The organism is Cohnella laeviribosi DSM 21336, assembly GCF_000378425.1.
Classification (GTDB): domain Bacteria; phylum Bacillota; class Bacilli; order Paenibacillales; family Paenibacillaceae; genus Cohnella; species Cohnella laeviribosi.
This window is the reverse complement of the sequence record NZ_KB899812.1, coordinates 148,913-175,713: the sequence shown is the minus strand read 5'-3', so window position 1 is coordinate 175,713 and position 26,801 is coordinate 148,913. Positions and strand designations below refer to the sequence as shown.

The window sequence follows — 26,801 nt, the reverse complement described above, 5'->3', positions numbered from 1 at the left end:
GACCACTCTTTTCGTGTTTTATTATTAAAGGGGTAGTTACTATCGTCAGGAGGCATTCTTATGGGGTTCATTAGCTTGCTTCTTATTATTTTAGGGTTGTTAATGGTAATACGGCCGTCGATTGTTTGGGCCATCATCGAAAGTTGGAAATCACATGATGCAACCGAACCGTCCGGACTCTATGTTGTGTCTGCTCGCATTGGAGGCGTTCTGTTCATACTTGCGGGCATTGGCGGGGTTCTAGGGTACTGGATACTGTAATCCATTATCGTGGTCTGAGGAACCGAGGGAAAAAGGTGATAGAGCCTTTCATCCCTCGGTTTTTGTCGAAAATTTTTTGTCATTTTTGCCAAATTATATGCAACCAGATCAATCCTTTGCGTGTTCAATAGAGTGTAAGGGCTGAATGTTTAATAGATTGAAATGCCGGCCGGCTTTCAATAAATAAATCTTTCCAGGAGGCTCATTATGAGAAAAGTGTCAATGCTCCTGACGTCCATCCTGATGGTACTTGTCTTCGCTTCATCGGCAATGGCGACCCCAGCAAAGAACACCCCAGCCCAAGATAAGCATAACGCCGCAATCGACGCCAAAAAGGAGAAGATCAGGGCTAAGTTTGAGGAGCTCGGTGAGTATCGGGCGAAAAAGCTGCTTCAAGCAGCAAAGAACGGTACAGACGTTGATCCGCAGCAACTGGATAGCACCGAGGTTCAACTGGAAGCAGATCTCCAGGCATTGGGTGTGAACGCCATTACGCCTGCGCAGGCTCAAGCCATCGCGAATGGAGGCAGCGATGTTAGCATCCAAGTGACGGTTCCTCCGTCTAACTCGAACGTTAAATGGTATGATATCCGTTATACTTATTACACTGGCGGTACGACGTATGCCGTTCAGGAATTGTATGCCCAAGGGCTTGCAGGAGGCACAAACCTCGCTGCAGGGCAAAACGGTGTGACCCTATACACCAACAAGCAAATTCTCGTTAAAAATGTGACTTATATCGCGCAGATGTATGCACAAAAGGCGATTGGTACAATCCCGATCGTACAATGGCTACCGTATGAGATGCTGTTCTCCGATAACAGCCAAGTAACCAATAACAGCCATGTTATTACGCACCGTAGCTTGTCTACTGTCTGCTTCTCATATGTAAAGCTGGACGGCCAATCGGACAACTATCAAAGCCTTTCCTATGTATCGAACATGGTTAGTGTAGCATCTTCACATACCCTTGCAGGATACAACAACGGATCTCCTTATTCGAAAACGACAGACAAATCGAATACGGATTACGCTACTAACTACGCCAGCCCCACGAGCGCGGTAAATGCGTACAAGGATCCGTACGCACCGAGGCAATCGTTTATCAGCTTCTATCGTTTCTACAACAACGACCAAACCGCGAGCCTGACGCAGTACATCATTAACCCGAGCTTCCCGGCACAAATCACGCAGTAATAATTTCGATGCTGGTCAAGAAGAATGTAATGGATTGGCGAAAAACAGAATAATAAGGAATCGAGCCGGGTGGGTTAAGCCGGCTCTTTTCTTTTTACAAAATTACCGTGCACAACACGTAACTGCATGATTACTTCTCTGCCCGTCGCCTAATCATGTTTGTTCAGCGGGTCATCGTCAAAGGGCGGCGCAGCCGTCGTCGTCAAACGATTGCCGATAGGCAACCCTTGACGGGGGATCCGCGCTTCCCGCATAATCCTTTAAATCGGCCAGGGGGGAATATGACATTTTCACAGAACAGTTAAGGTGACATTTTCACAGACGATTGACACGTTTATGATCCGGTCGGAGGCCTGTAGGGCAACCTCTGCCGAAACAGAAGAAAATTGGTCAAAATAACAATGCGCTAGTAGGAGATTCGGGGTATATATCGAAATATTAAGAGGTAGCGATTGCAGTTCGGAGTATCATCAGAGTATCAATCGAATGAAAAAGAAGTCCGATGCAGCATGGGGGATTCCTTAGCCGATGACCTATCAGAAAGTGAACATCTCTTCGGAAGATGATATCTATTTTGCCTTAAGCACGGTTCGTCATTTTATGAAGCAGCTCCCTTTTTCCGAGTCGGATCAACAGAGAATTTATGTAAGCGTTTCGGAGCTAACAAGAAACATTTTGGATCATGCTTGCGGCAAAGGGCTTTTTTATTGTGAATTAATCAATCAGGGAATCCGTTTTACCGTGACCGATGAAGGGCCGGGAATTCCCAATATAGATGAAGTGTTAAATGGCAAAAAGGGATCGTCTTCGCGTGGACTAGGACTCGGATTATCCGGTGTGAAGAGATTAATGGATGAATTTCAGATTGAGACTTCGACGAGAGGAACGAAAATCGTTGCAACCAAATGGACAGGAAAAAACTAAAAAAGCAACTCAAACGGACGATACATTAAGCCGTCTTGCTTCCATAGGTCAAATAGCTGCGGGAATCGCGCACGAAGTGAGAAATCCATTAACGGCAGTGAAGGGATTTCTGCAATTGCTGCAAAGGGAGGTTTCCCATAGTTATTTGGATTTTGCTTGTTCGGAATTGGAACAGGCAATCTCTACGTTGCACGATTTATTGCAGGTGTCGAAGCCCGACTTGGAAGATGAGTCCTGTATTGCGATTAATCTTTGTTCGGAATTGGAGTCTTTGCTTTATTTGTTTCAGGATCAAATCTATCGGGTTCAAATTGCAAAGAAATTTCGCAATAGTGATGAAATCATTTATGGGAAAAGAAATCAGTTAAAGAAAGCGTTTTTTAATCTCTTGAAAAATGCGTTTGAAGCCATTCCCAATGAAGGGACCATTACCATCGAGCATTACCGTATGGGCGACTTTATTTATGTCAGCGTTACGGATACAGGGGTTGGGGTACCTAAAGAAAAGCTTCAACTGTTAGGTACCCCTTTCTTTACAACGAAGGATGAAGGCACGGGAATGGGGCTGACGCAGGTCTATTCGACCATCTACCAACATGGAGGTACAATCGATGTAAAAAGCAGAGAAGGAATCGGAACGACATTTACCATTCAATTTCAAACGAAAATGATCGAACAGATTGGAGCGATGAATTTGGAACTGCAATATGTAAAAGGTCAAAGCTTTAAAGAATATTTTTTGCTGAACCAGGATCGTTTTAATGAGTTGTTTACTTCAGAGACCCGAGATACGATTCAATTGGTTAAAAATTCCATGTATAAAATCAATGTACATGAGATTTTCGAAAAAATGGCAAAGCTCTTGGTGGAAGATCGTCAGCATGAGCTGACTATGCTCGCCAAGGAACTCGGAAAGAATGGCGCACAGAACGACTTTCCCTTAGTCTTAAAACTGGAATTGCTTCAGGCGTTTCGTAAATTATATTGGAATTTCCTGCATAACTATCATAAGCACGTCGAGCTTGACATGGAGGGTGTGTTTCAACTCGGAATCAAAACCAATTTTATGTTGGATCATTATATTTTCCATTATTTTTCGAGCTATATCGAGTACAAGGATGAATTGCTTCGTTCCCACCGCGAAACGATCGATGAATTGTCCGTCCCCATTATTCCTTTATCCTCTTCGATGGCGGTGCTGCCCATTGTCGGCACATTGGACACCTATCGGGCTAAAAGAGTCCAGGAACGGACATTAAATCAAATCGCCACCTTGAAAATCCAAAAAATTATTATCGATTTGTCCGGCGTTGCGTTTATGGATACGGCTGTGGTGGGACATTTGTTCCGAATTGTAGAGGGAATTGGCTTGCTCGGATGTAAAGCGATTATCACTGGCATTCGTCCTGAAATTGCAAACACCATGATCGAATTGGGGATTCCCTTTACCGAGAAGGTCGACACCAAAGCATCGTTGCAACAGGCCTTGGAGGAATATCAATAGGCCATTTCTTGGAGAAGATCCCGGAGGTGAAACGTCATGAATATTCTTATTGTGGATGCCTTTACGAATAGGCCCTATCGCGGAAATCCGGCTGCCGTTTGCTTGCTTGATACGATCCGGCCGGATGAATGGATGCAGCAAGTGGCCAACGAAATGAATTGTTCCGAAACCGCTTTTTTATATAAGGAACGTCAAGGCTACAGGCTTAGGTGGTTTACGCCTCAAGCGGAAGTGGATTTGTGCGGGCATGCAACGCTTGCGAGCGCCCATATTTTATGGGAAGAAAAGATCTGCACGGAGACAGAAATCTCTTTCCTGACCAAGAGCGGGCCGATCGCCGCGAGAAAGGAGCGCGATTGGATTCACATGGACTTTCCGTTGGAGATCGCATCCGAGTGTCCGCCTCCGCGGGAACTCATTGAAGGGTTAGGCGTGCCGTTTGCTTACGTCGGAAAGAGCAGACTGGATTATTTGGTCGAGGTCGAGAACGAAGAAGTCGTACGAAATTTGAAGCCCGATTTGCATCGGTTAAAGAACGTTGACACGAACGGGATCATTGTGACCAGTAAATCCAGCAATCCGGAATACGATTTTGTATCCAGATGCTTTTGTCCCGCTGTCGGCATTGATGAAGATCCGGTTACCGGAGCGGCTCATTGTTGTTTGGGGCCTTTTTGGATGCGGAAATTGAACCGGAGGAATTTGAAGGCCATTCAATTATCCGCCCGCCAAGGCACGTTAAGATTATCCGTCGGGCAAGAAAGAATCAATCACGATCTCCGGACAAGCCGTAACCACCATGAAGGGCGTATTAGTATAAAGGTTGCCGTCGTGTCGGCCGCTGCCTCCCACCCGGTTTTTTCCACGAGAAATCCCTCCTGTGTCGACAGTTAGAGGTTTGATTCTCCCTGTCCGCGCAAGAGGGATTCTATCGTATTCGGGCCTCTGCTCGGCAACCGGTTCGCCGGAGGCGATTACTTGAGCCGGCTTTTCAAGAACCCGCCGGCTTTACCTGGCCGGCGGTATTCGTTTTAATGCCCTGGCGTAACGGAGGACCTTGCGCGGGATGCGCTTGTCTTTCAAATGCCTGAAAATATAAGGGTCGGGATTCGTGTTCAGTTCGATGATCCACGGGCGAAAATGGGCGTCCAAGCCAATGTCCGCCCCGATCATGTTCAGTCCGGGATACGTGCGGCTGAGAACTTTGGCGGCATCGTACCCGGCCCGGGAGAGGCGGTTCTCGATTCGGGCCAATCGATTGCCGGAAACGAGAGTATTCAACAAGGTCCGAACTTCCATCGGTTTGCCGCCGCTGTGGTAATTCGTGACGATTTTTCGCGGATGGGCCACTCGCCCGATGATGCCGGTCTTCTCCCAAGTTCCCTGAAGATTGCGCTGGACCATGACGCGGATATCGAATCGGCGGCCTTTGTACTTCAAGAGCCGGATGCCTTTTTGAACCAAATAGGGGCGTTTGCGCTTATGGCGAAGAATGGAGCGGTAAAGAGAAGCGAAGGAGCCGAACGTGCGCTTTTTTTCCCCCGTTTGATACGTATACACGCCGTTGGCGCGTTCCACGCGCATAACTCCATTGCCGTAGGTGCCCGCAACCGGCTTGACATAAACCATGGCGTAACGGTTCAGCATCGAACGGAGCGTTTTCTCGTTCATCCTGCGGGTTTCCGGCACCAGCTTGCGGATTTTCGGGTCTTTGAGGAGCGCCTTCGTTTTGAGCCACTTGCTCAAGACGTTCTTTCGCGCGGATGTTATCATGTTCTCTCACCTCCCACACTTCGCCAGTATATGTAATGCGGCGGCCTGCCCGATCGGGCATTCGAGGAGAATCCGAATAAAGGCTCGCGCCGTGGCGGCCGAATCGATTCTTCGCAAGGGATATGAACCGACAGATCCCCCTCTAATTTCGACAAAACCGCGCCGGAATGCTTAGCATCTTCTTTCCTAATTTAGGATTAACTACCTATTTTTATTGTTATGTCCCTCGTGGTACACTCAGGTTAGTGGAAGCGCTTCAAAAATATGGGATCAATTACATTTTGCGAAGGAGGTGGGGGGTTGCACGTCCTCTCACAACGCATACGGTAACCCGCAAGCTTTATCCCAAAACCATTAGGAGGGAAATTATGAACCGTTTATTCAAGGGTGCAAAGTCGTTTGTCTTTCTTACGGTGCTGGCGCTCGTGGCGACGTTATTCCCCATCTCAACGGCGAATGCGGCCTATAATCTGGTATGGAGCGATGAATTCAACGGACCCTCTATCGACACCAACAACTGGACGTTCGAGATCGGCACCGGTAGCGGAGGCTGGGGGAACAACGAACTGGAGTATTACACCAACCGCCCGGAGAACGCCAGAATCGAAAACGGAAACCTGGTCATCGAAGCCAGGAAGGAATCCTACGGCGGCATGAACTACACGTCGGCCCGCTTGAAGACGCAAGGGAAGAAAAGCTTTAAGTACGGAAGGATCGAAGCACGAATCAAGCTGCCGAAGGGTCAAGGCCTGTGGCCGGCTTTCTGGACGCTGGGCGCGGATATCGGAACGGTAGGCTGGCCCAAAAGCGGCGAAATCGACATCATGGAGCATGTCAACAACGAAAACAACACGCACGGGTATATCCATTGGGATGCCAACGGCCATGCTTCGTACGGCGGACCCAGCCATACGATCGACGTGACCCAGTATCACGTCTATTCCATCGAATGGACGCCCAGCGCGATCAAGTGGTTTATCGACGGCGTCCAGTTCAAGGAAGCCAACATCGAGAACAACATCAATTCGACGGAAGAGTTCCATAAGGAGCATTTCATTCTGCTGAACATGGCGGTCGGCGGCAACTGGCCGGGTTCGCCCGATGCTTCCACCGTTTTCCCGGCGAAAATGTTCGTCGATTACGTAAGGGTGTATCAAGACGGAGGCACGCCGCCGCCTTCCGGCGACATCGTCTCCGGTGGAACCTACAAGCTGATCAACGTGAACAGCGGCAAAGCGCTGGATGTCGCGTCAGCCGGAACGGCGCCCGGCACGAACGTTCAAATCTGGACGGACAATGGCACCGGCGCGCAAAAATGGACCATCTACCGCAACGCGGACGGCTCCTACAAGCTGATCAACGTGAACAGCGCCCTGGCGCTCGACGTGGCGGGATCGGGAACGGCCGACGGCACGAACGTGCAGGTCTGGACCGACCTAGGCAACGGCGCGCAGAAGTGGAACATCATCCGGAACGCGGACGGTTCCTATAAGCTCATCAACGTGAACAGCGGCAAAGCGCTGGACGTCGCCTCGTCGGGAACGGCCGACGGCACGAACGTCCAAATCTGGACGGACAACGGCACCGGCGCGCAAAAGTGGAATTTGATCCGATTGCAATAATCGTTCGGATCAGGCCGGCAGCGGCCGATTCCCGAAGGGGAGTCGGCCGCTGTTCCTCTGTACGCAAACGTACCGCATACATAAAGTTTTTGGGTATAGGTACCATATGAGGAAACAGCAGGCACCCCGTTAGGGTGTCGAGGGGGAATCGTGTTGGCAACGGTGGATTGGAGCCGCGGATTAACGGAGATGACGCTGGCTTTTCATATTCTGTTTGCGACGGTCGGCGTGGGCATTCCGGTATTCATATCATTGGCCGAATGGATGGGGATTCGGAAGAAGGATGCGCATTATTCGTTAATGGCCCGGAGATGGGCGCGCGGCTTTGTGATCACGGTGGCCGTCGGCGTCGTAACCGGAACCTGCATCGGGCTTCAGCTCAGCCTGTTGTGGCCGGAATTCATGCGATTGGCAGGCAACGTGATCGGTTTGCCGCTGTTTATGGAGACGTTTGCGTTTTTCTTTGAAGCCATCTTTCTCGGCATCTATCTCTATACCTGGAACCGGTTCTCCAATCCGTATATCCATTGGCTGCTGACTCTTCCGATTCTGATCGGTTCATCGGGTTCCGCGCTGTTTATTACAACCGTCAACGCTTTTATGAATACGCCGCAAGGATTCACGCTCGAAAACGGGAGGCTGACGCACATCGATCCGCTCGCCGCCATGTTCAATCCGGCGGCTCCGTCGAAGGTGGCGCACGTCTTGTCTTCCGCCTATTTGACAGCCGCGTTTCTGTTGGCCATGATTGCCGCTTTCGCGATGCTGAGGGGCCGAATGGACGATTATTACCGGAAATCGATTCGCCTGAACATGACGGCAGGCCTTCTCCTGGCGGCCCTTACGATCGGAATCGGGGATATGTCCGCCCGGTTTCTGGCCCAAGAGCAGCCGGAGAAGCTCGCTGCCGCCGAGTGGCATTTCGACACCGGCAGCCGGGCTCCCCTGCTTATCGGAGGCCAGGTGGACCCGGAAACGCAAGAGGTTACCGGGGCTCTTGAAATTCCTTGGGCGCTCAGTCTGCTCGCGACCCATCGTTCCGACGGGGTTGTGGCCGGCCTGAACGAATTTCCGAAGGACGAATGGCCTCCGCTCTATGTGCATTATTTGTTTGACGCCATGGTCGTTATCGGGTTTTATTTGCTGGCCGTCCCCGTTCTTTTTGTTGCGCTGCTGCGGCTGAAACGGCGCCATGCCTACAACCGCTGGATGCTGGCGGCCATTTTGGCGGGAGGACCGCTGTCCTTGCTTGCCATCGAACTCGGATGGTTTTATGCGGAGGTCGGAAGACAACCCTGGATTTTGAGGGGTTATATGCGCGTTTCCGATGCGGCGACGACCAATCCCCACGTTAGCGTTACGTTCTGGCTGTTTGCCGGCCTTTATGCCGTACTCGGCATCGTGTGCCTGTTCGTGCTTGTCCGCTTGTTTCGCAACAAGCCGGCCGAGCTGGAACTGCAGACGCGCCGCATCATCTTGTGAGGAGGGAGCCGGACATGTCGATCGAACAGCTTGGCATCACCGTTCTTTGGAGCTTTCTGTACGGCTACCTGATTGTCGCGTCCATCGATTTCGGCGCGGGATTTTACGCTTATTACAGCCGGATAAGCGGGTTGGAGTCCGTCATCGCCCCCGTAATTTCCAGGTACTTGTCCCCGGTCTGGGAAGTGACCAACGTTTTTCTTGTGTTTTTCTTCGTCGGCATCGTCGGCTTCTTTCCGGAAACGGCTTATTATTACGGAACGGCGCTGCTGATTCCCGGCAGCATTGCGCTCGTTTTGCTCACCATTCGGGGCTCGTTCTATGCGTTTGCGAATTACGGCGCGAAGCATAATTCCTTCTACCTGCTCGCTTACGGAGCCACCGGGCTGCTGATCCCGGCCTCGTTGTCCACGGTGTTCACGATTTCGGAGGGAGGCTTTTTGTCCGTTCAGGGAAATCGGGTCGTGTTGCTGCTGGAGGAGCTGTTTTACAGCGCGTACTCCTGGGCGGTTGTGCTGCTTGCCATGTCCAGCGTGTTGTTCATCAGCTCGACGTTTTTGACGTATTACGCGGCTCGCGCGAACGATGCGAGAGCGCTCGAACAGATGCGCCGGTTTGCTTTGTGGGGAGGCATTCCGACGATAATTTCCAGCCTGTTTGTGTTCATTGCGCTTCGAAACCACAATCTGGAGCATTTTCGGCGCACGCTCGACGTATGGTGGATGTTCGGGCTCTCGCTCGTCAGCTTCGCGATCGCGGTTTGGCTGATTTGGCGGCGAAAATCCTACGGCGTCGCGTTTGTCATGGTGATGCTGCAGTTCGCCTTCGCTTTTTTCGGTTACGGCATTTCCCATCTCCCTTATTTGCTGTACCCTTACTTGACGGTGTACGGCGGCGCGACGAATCCGGCTATGGGGCGCGCGCTGGTCGTCGCCTTTGTCGCGGGTTTCGTTCTGCTGGTCCCGTCGCTCATTCTGCTGCTCAGGTTGTTTTTGTTCAACGCCCGGTATGTGAGGGGGGAACTGTCGTGAACGCGTTTGATCGGCAAGAAAAATGGCTGACGCGCCTTTGTTTCGGCATCGCCTTGCTGCTTTTGGCGTCCCTCGCAAGGTATTTCGTTTAGCGGCTGAAATGTCCGTTTAAATGACGATCACGACTCTTTTGCCGTTAAAATCGTCGCGTTTCCATACGCTTTCAATGTCCTGGAGCGCGACGGTTTCAATGTCCATGCGGAGCTTCCCCGACTTTATCCAATCCCACACTTGCCGAGTGTCCTCTTGAATGGCCTCTGGCGTTATCCGCGCGCCCGCCCCGAATATTTCGAGTCCGGAAGTTCTGACGGCACCGGCTCCATAAAGTCCTCGTATCGGGGAATCTCCCCAAAATGGTGCAGTACCGCTGCTTTCATGCCCGCAACTCTCCTTTACACTGTTAAATTTAACAACGTTAAAGTACAACGTTTGTGTTATAATGTCAAGTAATACGTTTGACGTTAGGGAGAGGAATCGATGGCACTTAACAAGGAGGATATCCTCCAGGAAGCGTTAAGCTTGCTGAATGAAAGCGGTCTGGAAGGCGTTACCCTGCGAAAGCTGGCATCCAGGCTGGGCGTGCAGGCGCCCGCTTTGTATTGGCATTTTAAAAACAAAGCCGTTCTGGTCAATGAAATAGCCGAAGCGATACTCCAAAAGGAATTTGCCGAAATTAAGCCGCGGGGCGAGGGGGAGAGCTGGAAAGAATGGCTGATCGCTTTGCTTAATCGCTTGCGGAAAGCCATGCTCGCTTATACCGATGGGGGACGCGTTGTCGCCGGGGCTCATTTGTCGTTGACCATGGCCGATCTATCCGAGGCGGCCATCAAGACGCTTTGCGAGGCCGGCGTGAGTTTGAGGGAATCCCGCTTGATCGTGCTGACCGCCGTGCATTATACCTTCGGCCGCGTCATCGAAGAGCAATCGCCTCCGCCGAAGGAAGGATTGGAGCGCTTCGATGCGGAACGGTTCAAACAAGACCATCCCTACATGATGGCCGGCATCGAAGAATATTTCGGTTCCGGCCGCACGGTCGACGATCTTTTTAACGATGGGCTGAGGCTGATTGTCGATCTTCGGAACGCCGACTGACAGATCCCGTACCGATGCGATGATAACAGTTTCAATCGGCGATCCCCTTTCTTTGGACAAATATCGAAAAAATATTTATTTAATAAAGATTTATCGAAAAAAATTCCTTGCAAAATCGGATTCCGTTCCCCTATACTAAAAATAACCATTCCACCCAGGTTAGGAAGGTCATTTCCATATGACGGATCAAAACCTCAAAGAAAACGACCACGCTTCCGACGGTTCAACTGTTTTTTCCAAAATCCAAAGTTCTTACGGCAAGTTAAGCGCTACGGAAAAACGGATTGCCGATTTTGTATTGAACTATCCCGAAAAAATCATATACAACTCGGTTACGCAAGTGGCCGAGGAATTGCAGATCGCGCAGTCTACGGTCACGCGTTTTTCCCGGACAATCGGCTTGCACGGATTTCAGGAATTAAAGATCCGGCTCGCCCAGGACACGGAGCGGGTCAATGCCGCCAATAGCACGGAAGACGAAGCGGCGAGCCTTCCCAAGAAGATGGCGCAAATCGCCGCCAACAGCGTCCAGGACGCTGCGATGAATCTGGATCACGAAGCCTTAAAAGAGGCCGTGAAGAGCCTTGCGTCCGCAAGAAGAATCCTCATCTTCGGGCTGGGCGAATCCGGGCCGATGGCGCATTTGCTGAAAATCAAGCTAACGGGGCTTGGACTTTTGGTTGACGCGCATATCGATATTCACATGCAGTCGATTTCCGCCGCTCATCTGGACGAACGCGACGTTGCCATTGCCATCTCGCAGCAAGGCAGCACGAAGGATGTCGTGTCGGCATTGCAATCCGCCCGTATGGCGGGAGCGAAAACCGTGTGCATTACGGGACAGAGCAAATCCCCTATCACGGAAGTATCGGATATTCGGCTTGTATGCATGCAGCGGGGGTTGTCCTACATCGTGGAAAGCTTCAAAAGCAAAGCGTCCATCCTGTATGTGATTGAACTGCTGACGGTCAGCCTGACGTTGTATTTGGCGGAACAAAACGCGAGCGCCCCAAAAAAGTTCTGGAAAACGACGGAATCCATCTTCGACAAGCTGTACTAACTCCGGGCAGCGCCGGATTCCGATCTTCATTGAGGTGATCAGGGATGCTGGAATCGTTGAAAAACAAGCTCATCGTCTCTTGTCAGGCGTGGCCGGGGACGCCTTTTTACGGCGATCCCAAAATGATGCGAGCGATGGCGGAATGCGCGCTTATGGCTAACGCGGGAGGAATCCGGGCCAATGGGCCGGACGACATTCGGGAGATCAAGAAAACCGTTCCGCTGCCGATGATCGGCATTTTGAAGGAACGGGATAAGCGGGGCGTGCGCATCATCACACCCGATTTTGAAAGCGCTAAAATCCTGGCCGATGCAGGCTCCGACATTATCGCTTTGGATGCCACCTTTGAAGCCAGGCAGGATGAACAAGAGCTGCTCGAGCTTATCCAGGCGATCCGCTTCGAATTGGGGCTGCCTGTAATGGCTGACATTTCGAATGTGGAGGAAGCGGTGCGGGCGGAACGGTGCGGCGCTGACCTTGTCGCGACGACGATGGCGGGCTACACGCAATATACGGTCAAAACGGAAGGACCGGACCTGGACCTGATCGAACGGCTTGTGCAAACGGTAAGCCTTCCGGTTGTGGGAGAAGGGCGATTCTCCAAGCCGGAGGAAGTCCGGGAGGCGATCCGTGTCCGCGGCGCCCACAGCGTCGTGGTGGGAACTTCGATAACGGCGCCGTGGGAAGTGGCGGCGCGGTTCGTCCGGGCAATCTAGAAGCGCTGCTTCGGCGGAGGGATCAAAGAACATGTACCTGCTGGGAATAGACGGCGGCCAAACGTCGACGAAATCATGTCTTTACGATCAGGAGAACGGAAGTTGTCTCATCGCAAGCGGTCCGCCCATCGATCACATGTTGACCTTGGATGGGCAGATCAGGTCCAAGCAAGGCATCCAGCAATCCGTTCGGACGCTTCTTGGCCGCACCGCCAACCCTCCCCAAACGGTCGATATGGCGTTTGTCAGCATCAGCGGCGTTCACAGAGAGCATGAGGACATGATCAAGAACTGGATCCAGGAATGCATCCGCGTGGAACGGGTAGCGGTGGAGGGCGACGTGAAGGCCAACCTGGCGGGAGCGTCCGGCGGGCGAAACGACGGCGTTGTGATTATTGGAGGAGGTGGTAGTATAGGGTATTACTGCGACGGAGAAAACGAGTATGTTGCAGGAGGCTACGGCCATATCTTGGGCGACGAAGGCAGCGCGTACTGGATCGGTCTGCAGGCGATCAAGGCCGGTATCCGGTACGGCAACGGCTTGGGCCCGAAGACTGTTTTGTACGGCCGGATTTTGAATCATTTCGGAGAAGCGTCATATTGGGGCGTAAAAAAACAGGTCCATGCCGGCAACATTCATCGGGGCGATATTGCGGGCTTGGCGGTTCTGGTGGAGACGGCGGCAAACGAAGGGGATGCAGTCGCGCAATCCGTGCTTTGGCAAGCGGGATCGGAGCTCGGGCAGCTGGCGGTATCCGTCTTGACGCAAATGGCCGGTTCTCCGCGAGCGTCCCGCGTCAGGAAAGTGTACCCGACGGGAGGCGTGTTCCAATCCGCGTTGTGGGTTCGCCGCAGCCTGGAGGAAACGCTGCGCGCATACGACCCTGCCGTGGAGGTTTGCGATCCGCAATACCCGCCGATTATCGGCGCCTTGATTCTGGCGGCGCAAGCCTTGGCGACGGAAATCCATTTGCCGGCCATGGATCGGGCTTTACAAGGAGGAGAAGCATGAAGATCGGAGCGGAGTCTGTCTTTGAGACCATTTTGGGAATCGTCAACCATGTGCGTACCCAACAACTCGATGCGATTCGGGAAGCGGCCATACGGCTGGCGGATTGTCTGCTGCAAGGAGGGATCATCCATGTGTTCGGGGCGGGGCATTCCCGGGCGTTCGGAATGGAGATGTGCGGCCGCGCGGGCGGGCTTGCGCCGATGAAGCTTCTCGGTCTGGAAGATATCGCCTTGCTGGAAGGGACTCGGGGGATCAACCTGGTTGAATTGGAACGGGACCCGGAAACGGCGCACCGCCTTCTGCGTCTGCACGAGGTGCTGCCGGAGGATGCCTTTATCATCGTCTCCAATTCCGGGCGAAACGGCGCTCCCGTCGAGCTGGCTCTGGAGTGCAAAAAAAGAGGCATTCCGGTCATTGCCGTCACGTCGCTCGCGCATTCGGTCCGAACCGATAGCCGCCATCCGAGCGGAAAGAAGCTGTATGAAATCGCGGATATCGTCATCGACAACGGTTGCCCGTACGGGGACGTTCTTCTCGATATTCCGCATTTGCATGAAAAAACGGGCTCGGCTTCCAGTGTCGTCGGTGCCTTGATCGCGCAATCGTTAACGGTCGAAATCATTGCGCGTCTCATCGAAGCGGGCCATACACCGCCGGTGTTCATCAGCGCCAATGTCGACGGAAGCGACGAGCACAACCGAAAAATCGTAGAACAGTACGCCCACCGAAAAATCACGTACTAAACTCAGTCTATCATGGCGGAGGAGGTCCTTTCAATGATAGAGAGAAGAAAACCGGGATGGCTATCGCTGTTGGTCTTGGCGCTCATCCTTGCGATCGCGGCAGGATGCGCGTCCGGCCAAAATGAAAGCGCTTCACAGAATAACGGCGGCAGCCCGTCGCCTTCAGACCGGACGGACAGCCAGAAGAAAACCGGGGAAAAAATCGTGTTCTGGCATTATTTAAACGACCGTCACGACTTGCTCGTCGGCATGGCCAACGATTTCAAAAGCCAAACCGGCATTGAAGTCGATGTGCAATTGTTCGGGGGAGACGGCTTCAAGCAAAAAATCATCGCTTCCGCCCAAACGAACTCGCTGCCTGATTTGATGACCTATTTCGGCGGTGCGGGCGATCTTGCGAAGCTGATCGAAACGAAAAGCGTGATGGAGCTTGGCGGCAAAATGGGCGACACGTTCAAGAAATTCCCCGAATCGGTCGTCAAAGCGTACAGCTACCGGGAAGGCAACCCGTTTAACGTGAAGGATTACGGAACGTATGCGGTGCCAATGGACACGAACAACATGCAGTTTATTTACAACAAGGATCTGTTCGCCCAAGCCGGCATTACGGAGCCGCCCCAAACGTGGGAGCAGCTTTTGCAAGCTGTCGACAAGCTGAATGCGGCCGGGATCACGCCGTTTGCGACCGGTATCGGTTCATGGGTGATAGGGCCGATGGCGGCTCCTTATGAATTCGCCTACTTGGGAGAGGAGAAGCTGATTCGCGTCAAGGAAGGCAAGGAACCGCTGATCGGCTCCGGCTACGAAAACGTGTTGAAAATCTTCGAAGACCTGTACAAACATAAGGCGTTTGCCGAAGGAATCGCCACGATGGATTTGCCGAAAGCGGAGCAAATGTTCGTTAACGGAGAAGTGGCCATGATCTTTGACGGTTCTTGGGCGATCGGCGTATTCAACCAGATGGATCCGAACTTCCAACATTACGACGTGTTCATGCCGCCGAAGCCTGCCGACGCCGCGCATGAAGTGAAAATTACAGGCGGCATCGGCGTGCCGCTTGTCGTAAGCCAGAAAACGAAACACCAGGACGCCGTTTTGAAATTTGTCGACTATCTGGTGGCGAAAGAGCAGCAGCAAAAATACGCGGAAAAGAGCTTCAACCTGCCGGCCAACATGGAAGCGGCGAAATCGGAAGGGGAAATGTCCTCCGCGTTGCGCAACTTCTCGCTCGGCATGCAGCATGTCTATGAATCCGCCGGCATCTATCCGAGTCCGAACGTCGACACCGCCATGCAAAAAGGCGTCCAGTTGATTGTAATCGGGCAGTCGACGCCGGACAAAGTGTTGAAGCAAATGGACGAAGCGCTGCAAAAAGCGTTGAAAGAGAAGAAATAACTTCCAAGCGAGGGTAACGATGAATCCGATCAGCCTGCCTAACGCGCCAATTGTCAAACGGAAAAGCCGAAAGCTCGCCTGCCGCCGGTATTTCAACCTGCTGTACGTCTTGCCGGCTTTGGCGCTCTTTGGGGTGTTCTCTCTTTTTCCGATCGTCAAAACCGTGCAGTACAGCTTTACCGACGCGAACGGCATCAACCCGAATTTTCACTATGTCGGTCTGGCCAACTACCGCAGCGCGCTCACGGATTCGCAGTGGTGGCAGGCTGTCGGGAACGGGGGCGTTTTCGCTCTCCTGTCGCTGATCTTCATGAATTCGATCGCCTTGCTGCTTTCCGTGGCGGTGAATGCCAACATCCGCGGAAACCAAATCTACCGGGTCGTGTTCTACATCCCCCCGATTCTTTCCGGCATCGTTGTCGGTTACGTCTGGAAATGGATCTACGACCCGAAGGGCATTTTGAACGCGTTTCTGCAAGGCATCGGTCTTGGCGGCTATACACACGCATGGATCGGTTCGACGGACACGGCCCTGTATGCGGTAGCGGTCAGCTCGATGTGGCAGGGCGTCGGCGGTTCGTTCATCTTGTTTTTGGCGGGTCTGCAAGGCATCCCGAAAGAATGGTACGAGGCGGCGGAAATCGATGGCGCCAACCGCTTGCAAAAGCTCCGGTACATCACGGTTCCTTCTCTCCGCAGCGTGTACACGATGGTCAACATCTTAACGATACTGGGAGCCTTGGGCATTTTTAACCAGGTGTATGCGATGACGATGGGCGGACCGGGATATACGACGGAAGTTCCTGCGTTGCGCATCTACCGCGAAGCGTTCACGAATTCCGATTTCGGCATGTCCAGCGCGTTCTCGATCGTGTTCGGCGTCATGCTGTTCATTCTTTCGTTGATTCAGCTCAAATTATCCCGGAACAAAGAATAGCGGCGGAGGAGGGGAACCGCATGGGGAAAGCGGGCGAACGGTTGACCAAGGGCGCCATCCATCTGTTGTTGCTGGCTTGGGCGGTCGTATCGATTTTCCCGCTCGTATGGATGCTTTCGACATCCCTGAAGGAAAAGAATGAAATCTATACGAACAAAAGCCTGATCCCCCGTAATGCGTTGAACTTCGGCAATTACGTGGAAGCGTGGACGGCCGGAGGATTCAGCCGATATACGTGGAACAGCGTCCTCTACAGCGCCGTGGTCGTAACGGGGGTGGTCCTGGTCTCAACGCTGGCGGCTTACGGGATTTCACGGCTCGATATGGCGGGCAAAAAAGCCATCTACCTCGGCATGATGGCGACGCTCATGATCCCGATTCCGGGGGCGTTCATCTCGATCTATATCGTGGTCAGCCATCTCGGATTGGCGAATACGAGGATCGGCTATATGCTGCCGATGGTCGCGACGGCGCTGCCGGTCTCGATTTTCATTCTGAAATCGTTCTTCGATGAACTGTCCAGAGAGATTGAAGAAGCGGCCATCATCGACGGAGCGGCCAGCTTCCGCATTTATTGGAGCTTGCTGCTCCCGATCGCCCGTCCCGCCATTGCGACAATCGTCATCCTGAACACGCTGTCGGTGTGGAACGAGTTTATGCTTGCGCTCGTGCTGTTTTCGGAGACGAAGCTGATGCCGATCCAAATGGGACTTTCCGTGTTCGTCGGACAATATACGACCCAGTACGAACTGTTGATGGCGGCAACCTCTCTGATGGTGCTGCCGGTCATTCTCGTTTATATCGCGATGCAAAAGCAATTCATCGCAGGGATTACATCCGGGGCGATCAAAGGATGAAAGGAGAATGATTCATGTTCGGGAAGCCGGTCAAAGCGGTTGTGTCGGTGTTAAGCTTTTTGCTGGTGTGGACCCAAGCGGGCGTCAGTCATGCGCAGCCCTCGTATACTGATGTTTCCTCCTCGTCGGAGCTGTATGACACTATTCTGGAACAAGAAGCCGGCTGGATCGCCGGCTTGCCGTTTGCAAGCGGCGCCATTCCGACATACGGCGCGCCGATTGCCAATTATGACGGCAAGTACAAAGTCATTCCGTATTTTACGAATATGGGCTTGTTGGGCCTGTTGGAACAACCCGGCTATGCGCCGGTCGTCCGAAACTATATGAATTGGTATTTTTCCCATATGAACCGTACGGCGACCGAGACCGTGCCCGCCGGATCCGTGTTCGACTATGTCGTCGAAACCGACAAAACCACGGAAACCGCGACCCACGATTTCGATTCGACCGATTCGTACGCTTCCACGTTTATCAACCTGCTTCGCAAATATGCCGAAGCGACCGGCGATACGGCCTATCTTTTGGAGCATAAAGAAGACATTCATCTGGTCGCCGGAGCCATGCTGTCAACCCAGCAATCGGACGGCTTGACGTGGGCCAAACCGGCCTATCGGGTCAAATATCTCATGGACAATACGGAGGTTTACAAGGGCCTTCGGGACATGGAATGGATTTGCTCGAACGTCTTTGGGGACGAAGCGGCCGCGGCCCGGTACCGGCAGCATAAGGAAGAAGTATGGACGGGCATTCAAAACGGGCTTTGGTCCGAATCCAGAAACGCGTACGCCTATGCGAAAATGGAGGACGGTACGCTGCTCTTCCCGGATTGGAACAGCTTTTACGCCGATGCGGCCGCCCAGTTGTTCCCGATCTGGACGGGCGTGCTGGCGCCGGACAGCGAGCGCGCGCTGCAGCTGTACAATACGTTTAATGCGCATCACCCGGGTTGGCCCCAGTTAACCAAAGGCGATGCCTTTCCATGGGCGCTCTTGGCTTATACGGCCGCAATCATGGGAGATAAGGCGCGCGTCGACCTCTTTCTGCAATCGGTGAAGGATACCTACATCGACCGAAACCATCCTTGGCCTTGGTACGTGATGGAGAGCGGCGTCACCATGCTGGCCGCCGCTCACATGAAGAAACGGCAACCGGAACCCCAATCCTGGAGCCTGTCCAACCTGAAGGACGGGGATGCGCTGCTTACAATGCCGTATACCGTCTCCGGAACGGCCGAGGGTGTGCATGAAGTGGAGATGCAATGGAATCATTCGTTGACCCGGCAGACCCAAACGTTCCGGACAACGGTCCAAAACGGAACATGGCAAATCGCCCTCGACGGCTTGGTCAACGGAACCTACTTCGTCGAAGCGGCTGCCAAAGACCGCTTCGGCAACGCGGTTGCGACAGCCTCCCTTACCGTTCACGTGCAAGTCGGCAACGGTCCTAAGATCGGCAAAGCGGTCGTGCTAAGCGATCGGGATGTCTTGCATCGCGAGGAGTCCAGCAAGTTAAAAGCAGTTGCCTACGGGCAAGACGGGAAAACGCCAGTGGATTTGTCGGATGCGAAAATCGCCTATCAAACCGACCGACCGGACTTGGCCGAGATTGACGGACAAGGCGTGCTGACCTTGCTCGGCTTGGAGAAAGGACTCGACCGGATATCCGTCTGGGCGTTCATTACCCTCGGCCATGATGTGGTGAAGACCGCGCCCGCGTCCGTTTCCGTATCGCATGAAGCGTTGTCGATGGCCGACGATCTTATGGACCGTATGGCCGCGTGGATCGCGGATCGCCAATTGGCAGACGGAGCGGTCGCCCTTGACGAAAAAGGACAAAACATCGTACCGACCGCCTCCAATATCGGCATGCTTGGGTTGCTGCTTCGTCATGAGACAATACCTGACGTAAAGAAATACATCGATTGGTATACGGCCCACTGGAATTGGGGAGACCGGTACGGCATTTACGGAACGATGGACGAATTCCGCCTGAACCCGGAGACGGGCCAGTGGATGTCGACCGGAGGGTATGACAGCGCGAGCCCGAATCTGGCCACCTTCCTATCGCTGCTGCGGGCATATTACGAAAAAACGGGCGAGTTCAAGCTGCCTCAGTCCAATTTGGACCTGATGACGGGCGGAGTCGGGATCATGCGTTCCCAGGATGCCGACGGCCTGATGTGGAAGCTACCCGGAGAGAAGGTGAAGCGGCTTTCCGATAACGCGCTGGTTTCCAAAGGCATGTCGGACAGCGTCTGGCTGTTTGCGAACCGATTTCAAGCGGATGGGCCGGCGGCCTACTTCAAAAGCTTTCTGGATGCGCTGAACCAGGGAATCCAAAGACAGCTTTGGAACGGGGAAGAAGGTTGGTACTATTCCGCTTTGGACGAACGCCGGCAGAGAACCCCGCCCGATTGGACGGTCAAGCAGGATGCCGTGGAGCAGTTGGCCCCGATTTACACGGGCGTTGTTCCGATCGCAGGAGACGCTGCGCAGCGGTTGTATGCGGCTTACAACCGGAGCTTCCCGAATTGGGCGAAGCAAAGGATACTGTCGCCTTTAGATGCGTCCGTTGCCTATACGGCGGCTTTAATCGGCGACGTGACAAGCGCGTCGGACTATTTGGGCCGTCTGCTGAACGCCTGCAAAGAAGGCGAGCTGCCGGCAGGATGGACGGTCGAACATGCGGGCTATGCCATGCTGGCCGCGAATATCGTGAAGCATGCGCCTCCTTCCGCTGCCGTTTCCATTGATACACCCCGTGACGGCTCCCTAACGGCTGGACACAGGCTTATCGCCAAAGGAACCGCAAGCGGAACCGGATACGTGCTGATCGAGTGGCGGGAGAAATTTGGAACTTCGCTGGGCAGGGAAAAGATTCATGTCCGCAACAGTGGCAAATGGCAGCTTCCGCTCAAAGATCTCAAGCGGGGCTACGAGTATGAACTATCGGTTGCGGCATTGGACGAATGGGGGTATCCGCTGCCCGGCACGGTGAAGCGCGCCGTTTTCGCAATCGAAAAATAGGCCGCCCTCCTTCGCCGGTCTAACCGGCATACGCATGTCGAATGAGAAACTCTTGCCAAATAGAAGCGCATGAGCTATATTGTAACTAATTTCATATGACTACGGGGGCTGGATGAAGTCCGGCTGAGATTGGGACCGTATGTCCCTGACCGTTAATCTGATCCAGGTAATGCTGGCGTAGAGAATGTATCGAATTGTAGCCATTCGTGTATTTTCTCGAATGGTTTTTTTGTTGTCCGGCTCTGCGCCCAGCTCCAAGAAAGGAGTTTGGAAGACAGTGAAAACGCAAGATTCGATCGCGCTCGCGCAGCGCCAGGCGGAGGAAAGGCAGGACGAATTGTTCGCGCTGCTCGCGGAACTGGTCGCTTTTCCGACGGTAAGCCCGCCCGCGCGCAATACGTCCGAGGCGCAGCAATTTATCGCGCGGTATCTTCAGGCGTGCGGTTTCGAGACGGAGCTGTGGGAGGTGTATCCGGGCGACCCGAACGTGACGGCGGTTCGGCCCGGCACCCGAAGGGAGGCGTATCGCAGCCTGCTGCTGAACGGACACGTGGACGTGGCGGAGGTCGGAGACGACCGCCAGTGGCGGCGAAACCCGTTCAAGCTCGCGCTGGAAAACGGCCGCGCGTACGGCAGGGGAACCGCCGACATGAAGGGAGGGCTCGCCGCCCTGCTGTTCGCCGTCAAGCTGCTGACGGAGGCGGGGGTCGAGCTCAAAGGCGACCTGCTGTTCCAGTCGGTGATCGGCGAGGAGGCCGGCGAAGCGGGAACGCGCGCCTGCATCGAAAGAGGCTGCAGCGCGGATTTTGCGGTCGTGGCCGATACGAGCGCGCTCGCGATTCAGGGCCAGGGCGGGGTGATCACCGGTTGGGTGACGGTGGAGAGCCCGGTGACCTGGCACGACGGCATGCGCAGGCGCCTGATCCATGCGGGCGGCGGCGAGTTTGGCGCCAGCGCCATCGAGAAGATGGCGAAGCTGATCGGCGCGCTTCAGGAGCTGGAGCGCCATTGGGCCGTGACGAAAAGCTATCCCGGCTTTGCGCCCGGGTCGAACACGATCAATCCGGCCGTCATCGAGGGCGGACGCCATGCCGCGTTTGTCGCCGACCGGTGCGCGCTGTGGATTACGGTACACTTCTATCCCAACGAAGATTACGAGACGGTCGCAGCGGAGATCGAGGAGCATTTGCTTCGGGCCGCGCTGGCGGACCCGTGGCTGAGAGAGCATCCCCCGGCCTTCCGGTGGGGCGGAAGATCGATGCTGGAAGAGCGCGGCGAAATCTTCCCCGCGTTGGAGCTGAATACGGAGCATGACGGCTTCAAGGCGCTGCTGGCCAGCCACGAGGCGGCGCTCGGATCGGCGCCCGAAGTCGGGATGAGCCCGAGCGTGACGGACGCGGGCTGGCTGGGCCGGGCGGGCATTCCGACCGTCATTTACGGGCCGGGGCGGCTGGAGCAGGCGCATGCGGTGGACGAGAGCGTGGACATGCGCGAGCTTGTGGATTACGCGAAGGTGATGATCGGCTTTATCGCGGACTGGTGCAACCGGCCGAAGCCGGCATGCGGAGAGGAGATGAACGCGAAGTGAGCGGGAACCGTTTTAGCGACAGATTGTACCGTGCGGCGCAGCAGGTGTGGGAAAGCAGCCACCGGCACCCGTTTTTGACGGAGCTGCGGGACGGGACGCTCGATCCCAAGCGCTTCATCTACTATTTAAGGCAGGATTACGTCTATTTGATCGATTTTGCAAAGATGTTTGCCCTCGGAGGCGCGAAAGCGCGGGATCTGGAGACGATGGGCAAGTTCGCCGAGCTGTTCCATTCCACGCTGAACGTGGAAATGGAGCTGCACCGCCGGTATGCGGAACGCTTCGGCCTCTCGCGGGAGGAGCTTGCGGCGACGGTTCCTTCCCCCACGACGATCGCGTATACAAAGTACATGCTCGACGCGGCCCATAACGGTTCGCTGGCGGAACTGGTCGCCGCGCTGCTTCCCTGCATGTGGAGCTACCGGGAGATCGGCCGCGCCTTCGCCCGGGTTCCGGGCGCGCTGGACCATCCGCTGTACCGCGAGTGGATTCTGATGTACAGCTCCGACGAGTTCGGCGAGCTGACCGACTGGTGCATCGATCTGATCGACAGTCTGGCCGAAGGGCTGCCGGAGCGGGAGCTCGCCGTGCTGGAGGAACGGTTCGTCGTCGCCTCCAAGTTCGAATACCTGTTCTGGGACATGGCGTACCGGGAAGAGGAGTGGCCGGTATGAGCGGGTTGCAGGTGCAGGCGGAGGAGCGGGCCGGCACGCAACCGGGCGGGACCGGCGGCAGCGGGTCTCGGCTTTCCGTCCGTCCGGCTATTCTGTCGGTTCGCGGATTGACGTACGGCTTTTCGCGGGCGGAGCCTCTGTTCGCCGGGCTCGATTTCGATGTCAGGGAAGGCGAGTTTGTTTCCTTCGTCATGCCGAGCGGGATGGGGAAAACGACGCTGTTCCGGCTGCTTGCCGGGCTGCTTGCTCCGCAGGCGGGCACGATTGCCGTCGGCGAAGAACGCGCGGCGGCTGCCGAAGCAAGCCGGCTCGGCCACATCGGCTATATGCCCCAACGGGACAGCCTGTTGCCCTGGCGGACGGTGCTGGACAACGCCGCGCTCGGCCTGGAGCTGCGGGGAACGCCGAAGCGGGAAGCAAGGCACAGGGCGCTGGAGCTGCTGCCCGTCTTCGGGCTGGAAGGGACGGAAAGGAAGCATCCGCACGAACTGTCCGGAGGGATGCGCCAGCGGGTTTCGTTCTTGCGCGCCACGCTGGGCGGCGGAAAGCTGCTTCTGCTCGACGAGCCCTTCAGCGCTTTGGACGCCATGACCCGGGCCGGCATGCAGGAGTGGCTGCTGCAAATCTGGGAACGCCACCGCAAAACGATCCTGTTCATCACCCACGACGTCGACGAAGCGCTGCTGCTGTCCGACCGGGTGCTTGCGGCGTCGGCCTCGCCGGTTTCCGCTTTCTCGGAAATCGCCGTCGATTTGCCGCGGCCGCGGGACTGCGGCGCCGTTTTGGAAGAGCGTTTTATCCGCATGAAGCGCGAACTGCTTCGGCTGCTCGGAAGAGAAACGCGCGGCTCGGGAGGGGATCGCCGATGATGCGGAAAGCGTCGGCCGCGCTGCCGGCCGGAACCTTCATTCTGCTGATTGCGGCGCTGTGGGAAGCGGGAACGATGCTGCTCGGCATTCCGCATTACATCATTCCGAAGCTGTCGGACGTGTTCGTGTCCATGTGGGACAACCGGCAGACGCTGGCCGGGCACTTCGCCGTCACGCTGGGAGAGGCGCTGCTCGGGCTCGGGCTGTCGGTTGCGCTCGGCACGCTGGCGGCGGTGTGGATCGAAGGCTCGCGGCTCGCCCGAAAAACGCTGTACCCGCTCATCGTGGCTTCCCAGACGATCCCGATCATCGCGCTGTCGCCTATTATGGTCCTGTGGTTCGGGTACGAAGTGTGGAGCAAAGTGGCCGTCGTCATTTTGTTTACGTTTTTCCCGATTGCGGTCAATACGGCGGACGGGTTCCGCTCGGCCGACCCCGAGATCGGGGATCTGATGCGGGCGATGGGGGCGCGCAAACGCGATTTGTTTCTCAAATGGAAGCTGCCGTCGGCGCTGCCCGGATTTTTTACCGGCCTGAAGATGGCGGCCACGATCAGCGTCGGCGGCGCGACGCTTGGCGAATGGCTGGGCGGGGAGTCGGGTCTCGGCATGTATACGAAGCGGGCTTCCAACATGCTGCGGGCGGAGGCGGTGTTTTCCGGCGTGCTGCTGCTGTCGCTCATGGGCATCTTGCTGTTTCTGGCCGCAAGGCTGGCCGAACGGGCCGTTCTAAGCGGCCGTTTCCCCGGGGAGCAAGGGCGGTAAAGCCCCGGACGAGCGTTAAGAATCGAGAAAATCATAAGGATACAGGGGGATCTAGGCGATGAAAATCCGACTTCGGCAAAAAAAGGTTTGGCTGTCCGCCGTTCTGGCGGCGGCGCTGGTTGTTCTGTCCGGCTGCGGCAGCGGAGGCAAGCCCGCGGGTTCCGCCTCCGAAACGGCGGCCGGCGCGGGCGAGCCGACGGAACTGACCGTTCTGCTCGATTGGTATCCGAACGCCGTCCATTCGTTTTTGTTCGCGGCCGAGGAGCAGGGATATTTTGAAGAAGCGGGGCTTAAGGTCAACTTGCAGACGCCGGCGGACACGAACGACGCGCTGAAGCTGGTGGCCGCGGGCAAAGCCGATTTGGCGATCAGCTACCAGATGCAGGTGGCGATCTCCCGTTCGGAGGACATCCCGATCGTTTCGGTCGCCTCGATCGTCAGACATCCGCTCAATCGGCTGTTTGCGCTGGAGACGTCGGGCGTGCAAAGCCCGAAGGACCTGGTCGGCAAAAAGATCGGGTACCCTTCGATTCCGCTTGACGAGTCGATCGTCCGCACGATGGTCGAGTCCGAAGGCGGCGACCCGTCCAAGCTGACGTTCGTGGACATCGGCTGGGACCTGATTCCGGCCATGACGACGGGCCGGGTGGATGCGATTATCGGCGGCTACGTCAACCACGAAAAGCTGCTGATCGAAAAGGAAGGCGTCAAGCTGCAATCTTTCGATCCGGCGGACTACGGCGTGCCCGACTATTACGAGCTGGTGCTGACCGCCAGCGAGGAAGGCCTTGCGAACAAGCGCGAGGCGATCAAGAAATTTTTGGACGCGGCCGCCAAGGGACAGCAATATACGGCGAGCCATCCGGACGAGGCGCTTGACCTGCTGCTGAAGAAGGAAAGCAAGGACTTTCCGCTGGACCCGGACATCGAAAAGCAAAGCCTGGACATCCTGCTGCCGTTGATGGATGCGGGCGAGGAGCCGTTCGGCGCGCAGTCCGCGGATTCGTGGAAAGCCGTCATCGATTGGCTCAAGCAGCACGGCCAGTTGAAAAAAGACGTCAAACCCGAAGAAGCGTTCGTTCAATTATAACGGCAAGAATGGCCTAACGGAAAAATCGGCAATAACGGGAATACGGTAATAACGGCAAATTTAACGGCATATCTCACGGCAAAAAGGGGGGCGGCGCATGGAGGAACGCTACTCGAGGCAAATGCGGTTTGCGCCGATCGGCGAAGCGGGGCAGCGGAAGCTGTCGCAAAGCGCGGTCTGCATCGTCGGGATGGGGGCGCTGGGCACCGTGCTCGCAAGCCATATGGTGAGAGCGGGCGTGGGACTGGTGCGGTTTGTCGACCGCGATTACGTGGAGATGAGCAATTTGCAGCGGCAAATGCTCTACGACGAAGACGACGTCGCAAGCGGCTATCCGAAAGCGGTCGCGGCCGAGAAGAAGCTCCGCCGGATCAACTCGGACGTTCGGCTGGAAGCGGTCGTGGCCGACGTGACGGCGCATAACGCCGAGGAGCTGCTGGAGGGCATCGATCTCGTGCTGGACGGGACGGACAACTTTCAGACGCGCTACCTGCTGAACGACGTCTGCTTCAAGCTGGGCATCCCGTTTGCGTACGGCGGCGCGGTCAGCGCCCGGGGGATGAGCGCGATGTTCGTGCCGGGCTCGACGCCGTGTCTGCGGTGCCTGATCCCGGCGGCCGATTCGGGCGGCGAGACGTGCGATACGGTCGGCGTCATCGCGCCGGTCGTCGATATCGTCGCCTCCTATCAGGCGGCGGAAGCGCTGAAGTATCTGGTCGGCGCGCATGAGAAGCGGCGGCGCAGCCTCGTTACGTTCGACCTGTGGGACAATCATTATTTCGAGATGAAGCTGGGCCAACCGGTCCCCGACTGTCCGTGCTGCGGGCGCAAGGAATATCCCGCTCTCAATCCGAAAGAGCAGGATGAGATGATTTCCCTGTGCGGGCGGGGATCGGTGCAAATCGCGGGCAAAGGGCCGCTTGATCTCGAACGGTGGCGGCAAAGGCTCGAGCCTGCGGCAGTGAAGATCAAGGCCAATCCGTATCTGCTCAGAGCGGAATTGCCGGAGGGGGAGCGGCTTGTGCTGTTCCCCGACGGCCGCGTGCTGGTGCAGGGCACGGACGATTTCGCCCGCGCAAGAACGCTTTACGCCCGTTACATCGGACTGTAAACGGCGCGCCGTCAGCCCCCGAAGCGGGCAGGAGGGAGCGGGAGAGCTTGAATTCCAGGGGAGGAGGCCAGGA

25 protein-coding genes and 1 riboswitch are annotated in these 26,801 nt (G+C 55.4%); of the genes, 23 read left to right on the top strand and 2 right to left on the bottom strand.

Going from position 1 to position 26,801, the window contains the following annotated elements; all coding sequences use genetic code 11:
- Positions 1 to 60 precede the first annotated feature (60 nt).
- From F560_RS26495 to F560_RS24140, 5 genes are all read left to right on the top strand, one after another.
- Positions 61 to 261, top strand: a complete 201-nt coding sequence (locus F560_RS26495) for a DUF6199 family natural product biosynthesis protein (protein ID WP_019004694.1) — start codon at positions 61 to 63, stop codon at positions 259 to 261.
- 207 nt (positions 262 to 468) lie between these two features.
- Positions 469 to 1,458: a hypothetical protein gene (locus F560_RS0105370; RefSeq protein WP_019004693.1), complete on the top strand. Its 990-nt coding sequence runs from the start codon at positions 469 to 471 to the stop codon at positions 1,456 to 1,458.
- Between the two features lie 528 nt (positions 1,459 to 1,986).
- Entirely contained in the window at positions 1,987 to 2,382 is a 396-nt protein-coding gene (locus tag F560_RS0105365) for an ATP-binding protein (RefSeq protein ID WP_019004692.1), read from the top strand.
- Positions 2,312 to 3,886: an ATP-binding protein gene (locus tag F560_RS0105360; protein WP_083932006.1), complete on the top strand. Its 1,575-nt coding sequence runs from the start codon at positions 2,312 to 2,314 to the stop codon at positions 3,884 to 3,886. The genes F560_RS0105365 and F560_RS0105360 overlap by 71 nt, the downstream gene beginning before the upstream one ends.
- Positions 3,887 to 3,922: 36 nt before the next feature.
- Positions 3,923 to 4,780, top strand: coding sequence for a PhzF family phenazine biosynthesis isomerase (locus F560_RS24140; RefSeq protein ID WP_156828900.1), 858 nt, complete (start codon positions 3,923 to 3,925; stop codon positions 4,778 to 4,780).
- 114 nt (positions 4,781 to 4,894) lie between these two features.
- Here the strand turns inward: F560_RS24140 and F560_RS0105350 are convergent, their stop codons facing one another.
- A complete protein-coding gene (locus tag F560_RS0105350) occupies positions 4,895 to 5,659 on the bottom strand; it encodes a YheC/YheD family protein (RefSeq protein WP_019004690.1) in 765 nt (254 codons plus the stop codon).
- A 368-nt stretch (positions 5,660 to 6,027) separates the two neighbouring features.
- Between F560_RS0105350 and F560_RS0105345 the strand changes: the two genes are divergently transcribed.
- The 3 genes from F560_RS0105345 (at position 6,028) to F560_RS0105335 (ending at position 9,794) form a co-directional block, all read left to right on the top strand.
- The gene (locus F560_RS0105345) at positions 6,028 to 7,281 is read left to right on the top strand and encodes an RICIN domain-containing protein (RefSeq protein ID WP_019004689.1); all 1,254 of its coding nucleotides are present in this window, start codon (positions 6,028 to 6,030) and stop codon (positions 7,279 to 7,281) included.
- 147 nt (positions 7,282 to 7,428) lie between these two features.
- Positions 7,429 to 8,763: a cytochrome ubiquinol oxidase subunit I gene (locus tag F560_RS0105340; protein WP_026298108.1), complete on the top strand. Its 1,335-nt coding sequence runs from the start codon at positions 7,429 to 7,431 to the stop codon at positions 8,761 to 8,763.
- A gap of 14 nt (positions 8,764 to 8,777) precedes the next feature.
- Positions 8,778 to 9,794 carry a cytochrome d ubiquinol oxidase subunit II gene (locus F560_RS0105335; protein WP_019004687.1) on the top strand — a complete coding sequence of 339 codons (1,017 nt, stop codon included), beginning with the start codon at positions 8,778 to 8,780 and terminating at the stop codon, positions 9,792 to 9,794.
- Between the two features lie 108 nt (positions 9,795 to 9,902).
- Here the strand turns inward: F560_RS0105335 and F560_RS26420 are convergent, their stop codons facing one another.
- Positions 9,903 to 10,025 (bottom strand): hypothetical protein, encoded by a 123-nt coding sequence (locus F560_RS26420; RefSeq protein WP_281167162.1) that lies wholly within the window; start codon positions 10,023 to 10,025, stop codon positions 9,903 to 9,905.
- A 246-nt stretch (positions 10,026 to 10,271) separates the two neighbouring features.
- Between F560_RS26420 and F560_RS0105315 the strand changes: the two genes are divergently transcribed.
- The 15 genes from F560_RS0105315 (at position 10,272) to F560_RS0105245 (ending at position 26,728) form a co-directional block, all read left to right on the top strand.
- A complete protein-coding gene (locus F560_RS0105315; RefSeq protein WP_019004683.1) occupies positions 10,272 to 10,886 on the top strand; it encodes a TetR family transcriptional regulator in 615 nt (204 codons plus the stop codon).
- Positions 10,887 to 11,064: 178 nt separating this feature from the next.
- On the top strand, positions 11,065 to 11,946 hold the full coding sequence (locus tag F560_RS0105310; protein ID WP_019004682.1) for a MurR/RpiR family transcriptional regulator: 882 nt from the start codon (positions 11,065 to 11,067) through the stop codon (positions 11,944 to 11,946).
- Positions 11,947 to 11,990: 44 nt separating this feature from the next.
- Positions 11,991 to 12,662: an N-acetylmannosamine-6-phosphate 2-epimerase gene (locus F560_RS0105305; RefSeq protein ID WP_019004681.1), complete on the top strand. Its 672-nt coding sequence runs from the start codon at positions 11,991 to 11,993 to the stop codon at positions 12,660 to 12,662.
- A 31-nt stretch (positions 12,663 to 12,693) separates the two neighbouring features.
- Positions 12,694 to 13,674: a BadF/BadG/BcrA/BcrD ATPase family protein gene (locus F560_RS0105300; protein WP_019004680.1), complete on the top strand. Its 981-nt coding sequence runs from the start codon at positions 12,694 to 12,696 to the stop codon at positions 13,672 to 13,674.
- Positions 13,671 to 14,417: a sugar isomerase domain-containing protein gene (locus F560_RS0105295; RefSeq protein ID WP_019004679.1), complete on the top strand. Its 747-nt coding sequence runs from the start codon at positions 13,671 to 13,673 to the stop codon at positions 14,415 to 14,417. Before F560_RS0105300 ends, F560_RS0105295 begins: the two co-directional genes overlap by 4 nt.
- Positions 14,418 to 14,450: 33 nt before the next feature.
- Entirely contained in the window at positions 14,451 to 15,812 is a 1,362-nt protein-coding gene (locus F560_RS0105290) for an ABC transporter substrate-binding protein (protein WP_019004678.1), read from the top strand.
- A 19-nt stretch (positions 15,813 to 15,831) separates the two neighbouring features.
- Positions 15,832 to 16,749: a carbohydrate ABC transporter permease gene (locus tag F560_RS0105285; protein ID WP_019004677.1), complete on the top strand. Its 918-nt coding sequence runs from the start codon at positions 15,832 to 15,834 to the stop codon at positions 16,747 to 16,749.
- Between the two features lie 20 nt (positions 16,750 to 16,769).
- Positions 16,770 to 17,606 (top strand): carbohydrate ABC transporter permease, encoded by an 837-nt coding sequence (locus F560_RS0105280; protein WP_019004676.1) that lies wholly within the window; start codon positions 16,770 to 16,772, stop codon positions 17,604 to 17,606.
- 14 nt (positions 17,607 to 17,620) lie between these two features.
- On the top strand, positions 17,621 to 20,632 hold the full coding sequence (locus F560_RS0105275; RefSeq protein ID WP_019004675.1) for a glucosidase family protein: 3,012 nt from the start codon (positions 17,621 to 17,623) through the stop codon (positions 20,630 to 20,632).
- Positions 20,633 to 20,723: 91 nt separating this feature from the next.
- Positions 20,724 to 20,833, top strand: a riboswitch (TPP riboswitch).
- 76 nt (positions 20,834 to 20,909) lie between these two features.
- Positions 20,910 to 22,220 carry an acetylornithine deacetylase gene (locus F560_RS0105270; RefSeq protein ID WP_019004674.1) on the top strand — a complete coding sequence of 437 codons (1,311 nt, stop codon included), beginning with the start codon at positions 20,910 to 20,912 and terminating at the stop codon, positions 22,218 to 22,220.
- The gene (gene tenA / locus F560_RS0105265) at positions 22,193 to 22,894 is read left to right on the top strand and encodes a thiaminase II (RefSeq protein WP_051088299.1); all 702 of its coding nucleotides are present in this window, start codon (positions 22,193 to 22,195) and stop codon (positions 22,892 to 22,894) included. Before F560_RS0105270 ends, tenA begins: the two co-directional genes overlap by 28 nt.
- Positions 22,891 to 23,763, top strand: a complete 873-nt coding sequence (locus tag F560_RS0105260) for an ABC transporter ATP-binding protein (RefSeq protein ID WP_019004672.1) — start codon at positions 22,891 to 22,893, stop codon at positions 23,761 to 23,763. Before tenA ends, F560_RS0105260 begins: the two co-directional genes overlap by 4 nt.
- Entirely contained in the window at positions 23,760 to 24,527 is a 768-nt protein-coding gene (locus F560_RS0105255) for an ABC transporter permease subunit (protein ID WP_019004671.1), read from the top strand. The genes F560_RS0105260 and F560_RS0105255 overlap by 4 nt, the downstream gene beginning before the upstream one ends.
- A gap of 58 nt (positions 24,528 to 24,585) precedes the next feature.
- The gene (locus tag F560_RS0105250) at positions 24,586 to 25,617 is read left to right on the top strand and encodes an ABC transporter substrate-binding protein (RefSeq protein WP_019004670.1); all 1,032 of its coding nucleotides are present in this window, start codon (positions 24,586 to 24,588) and stop codon (positions 25,615 to 25,617) included.
- A 97-nt stretch (positions 25,618 to 25,714) separates the two neighbouring features.
- Positions 25,715 to 26,728: a ThiF family adenylyltransferase gene (locus F560_RS0105245; RefSeq protein ID WP_019004669.1), complete on the top strand. Its 1,014-nt coding sequence runs from the start codon at positions 25,715 to 25,717 to the stop codon at positions 26,726 to 26,728.
- The last annotated feature ends 73 nt before the right edge of the window (positions 26,729 to 26,801 follow it).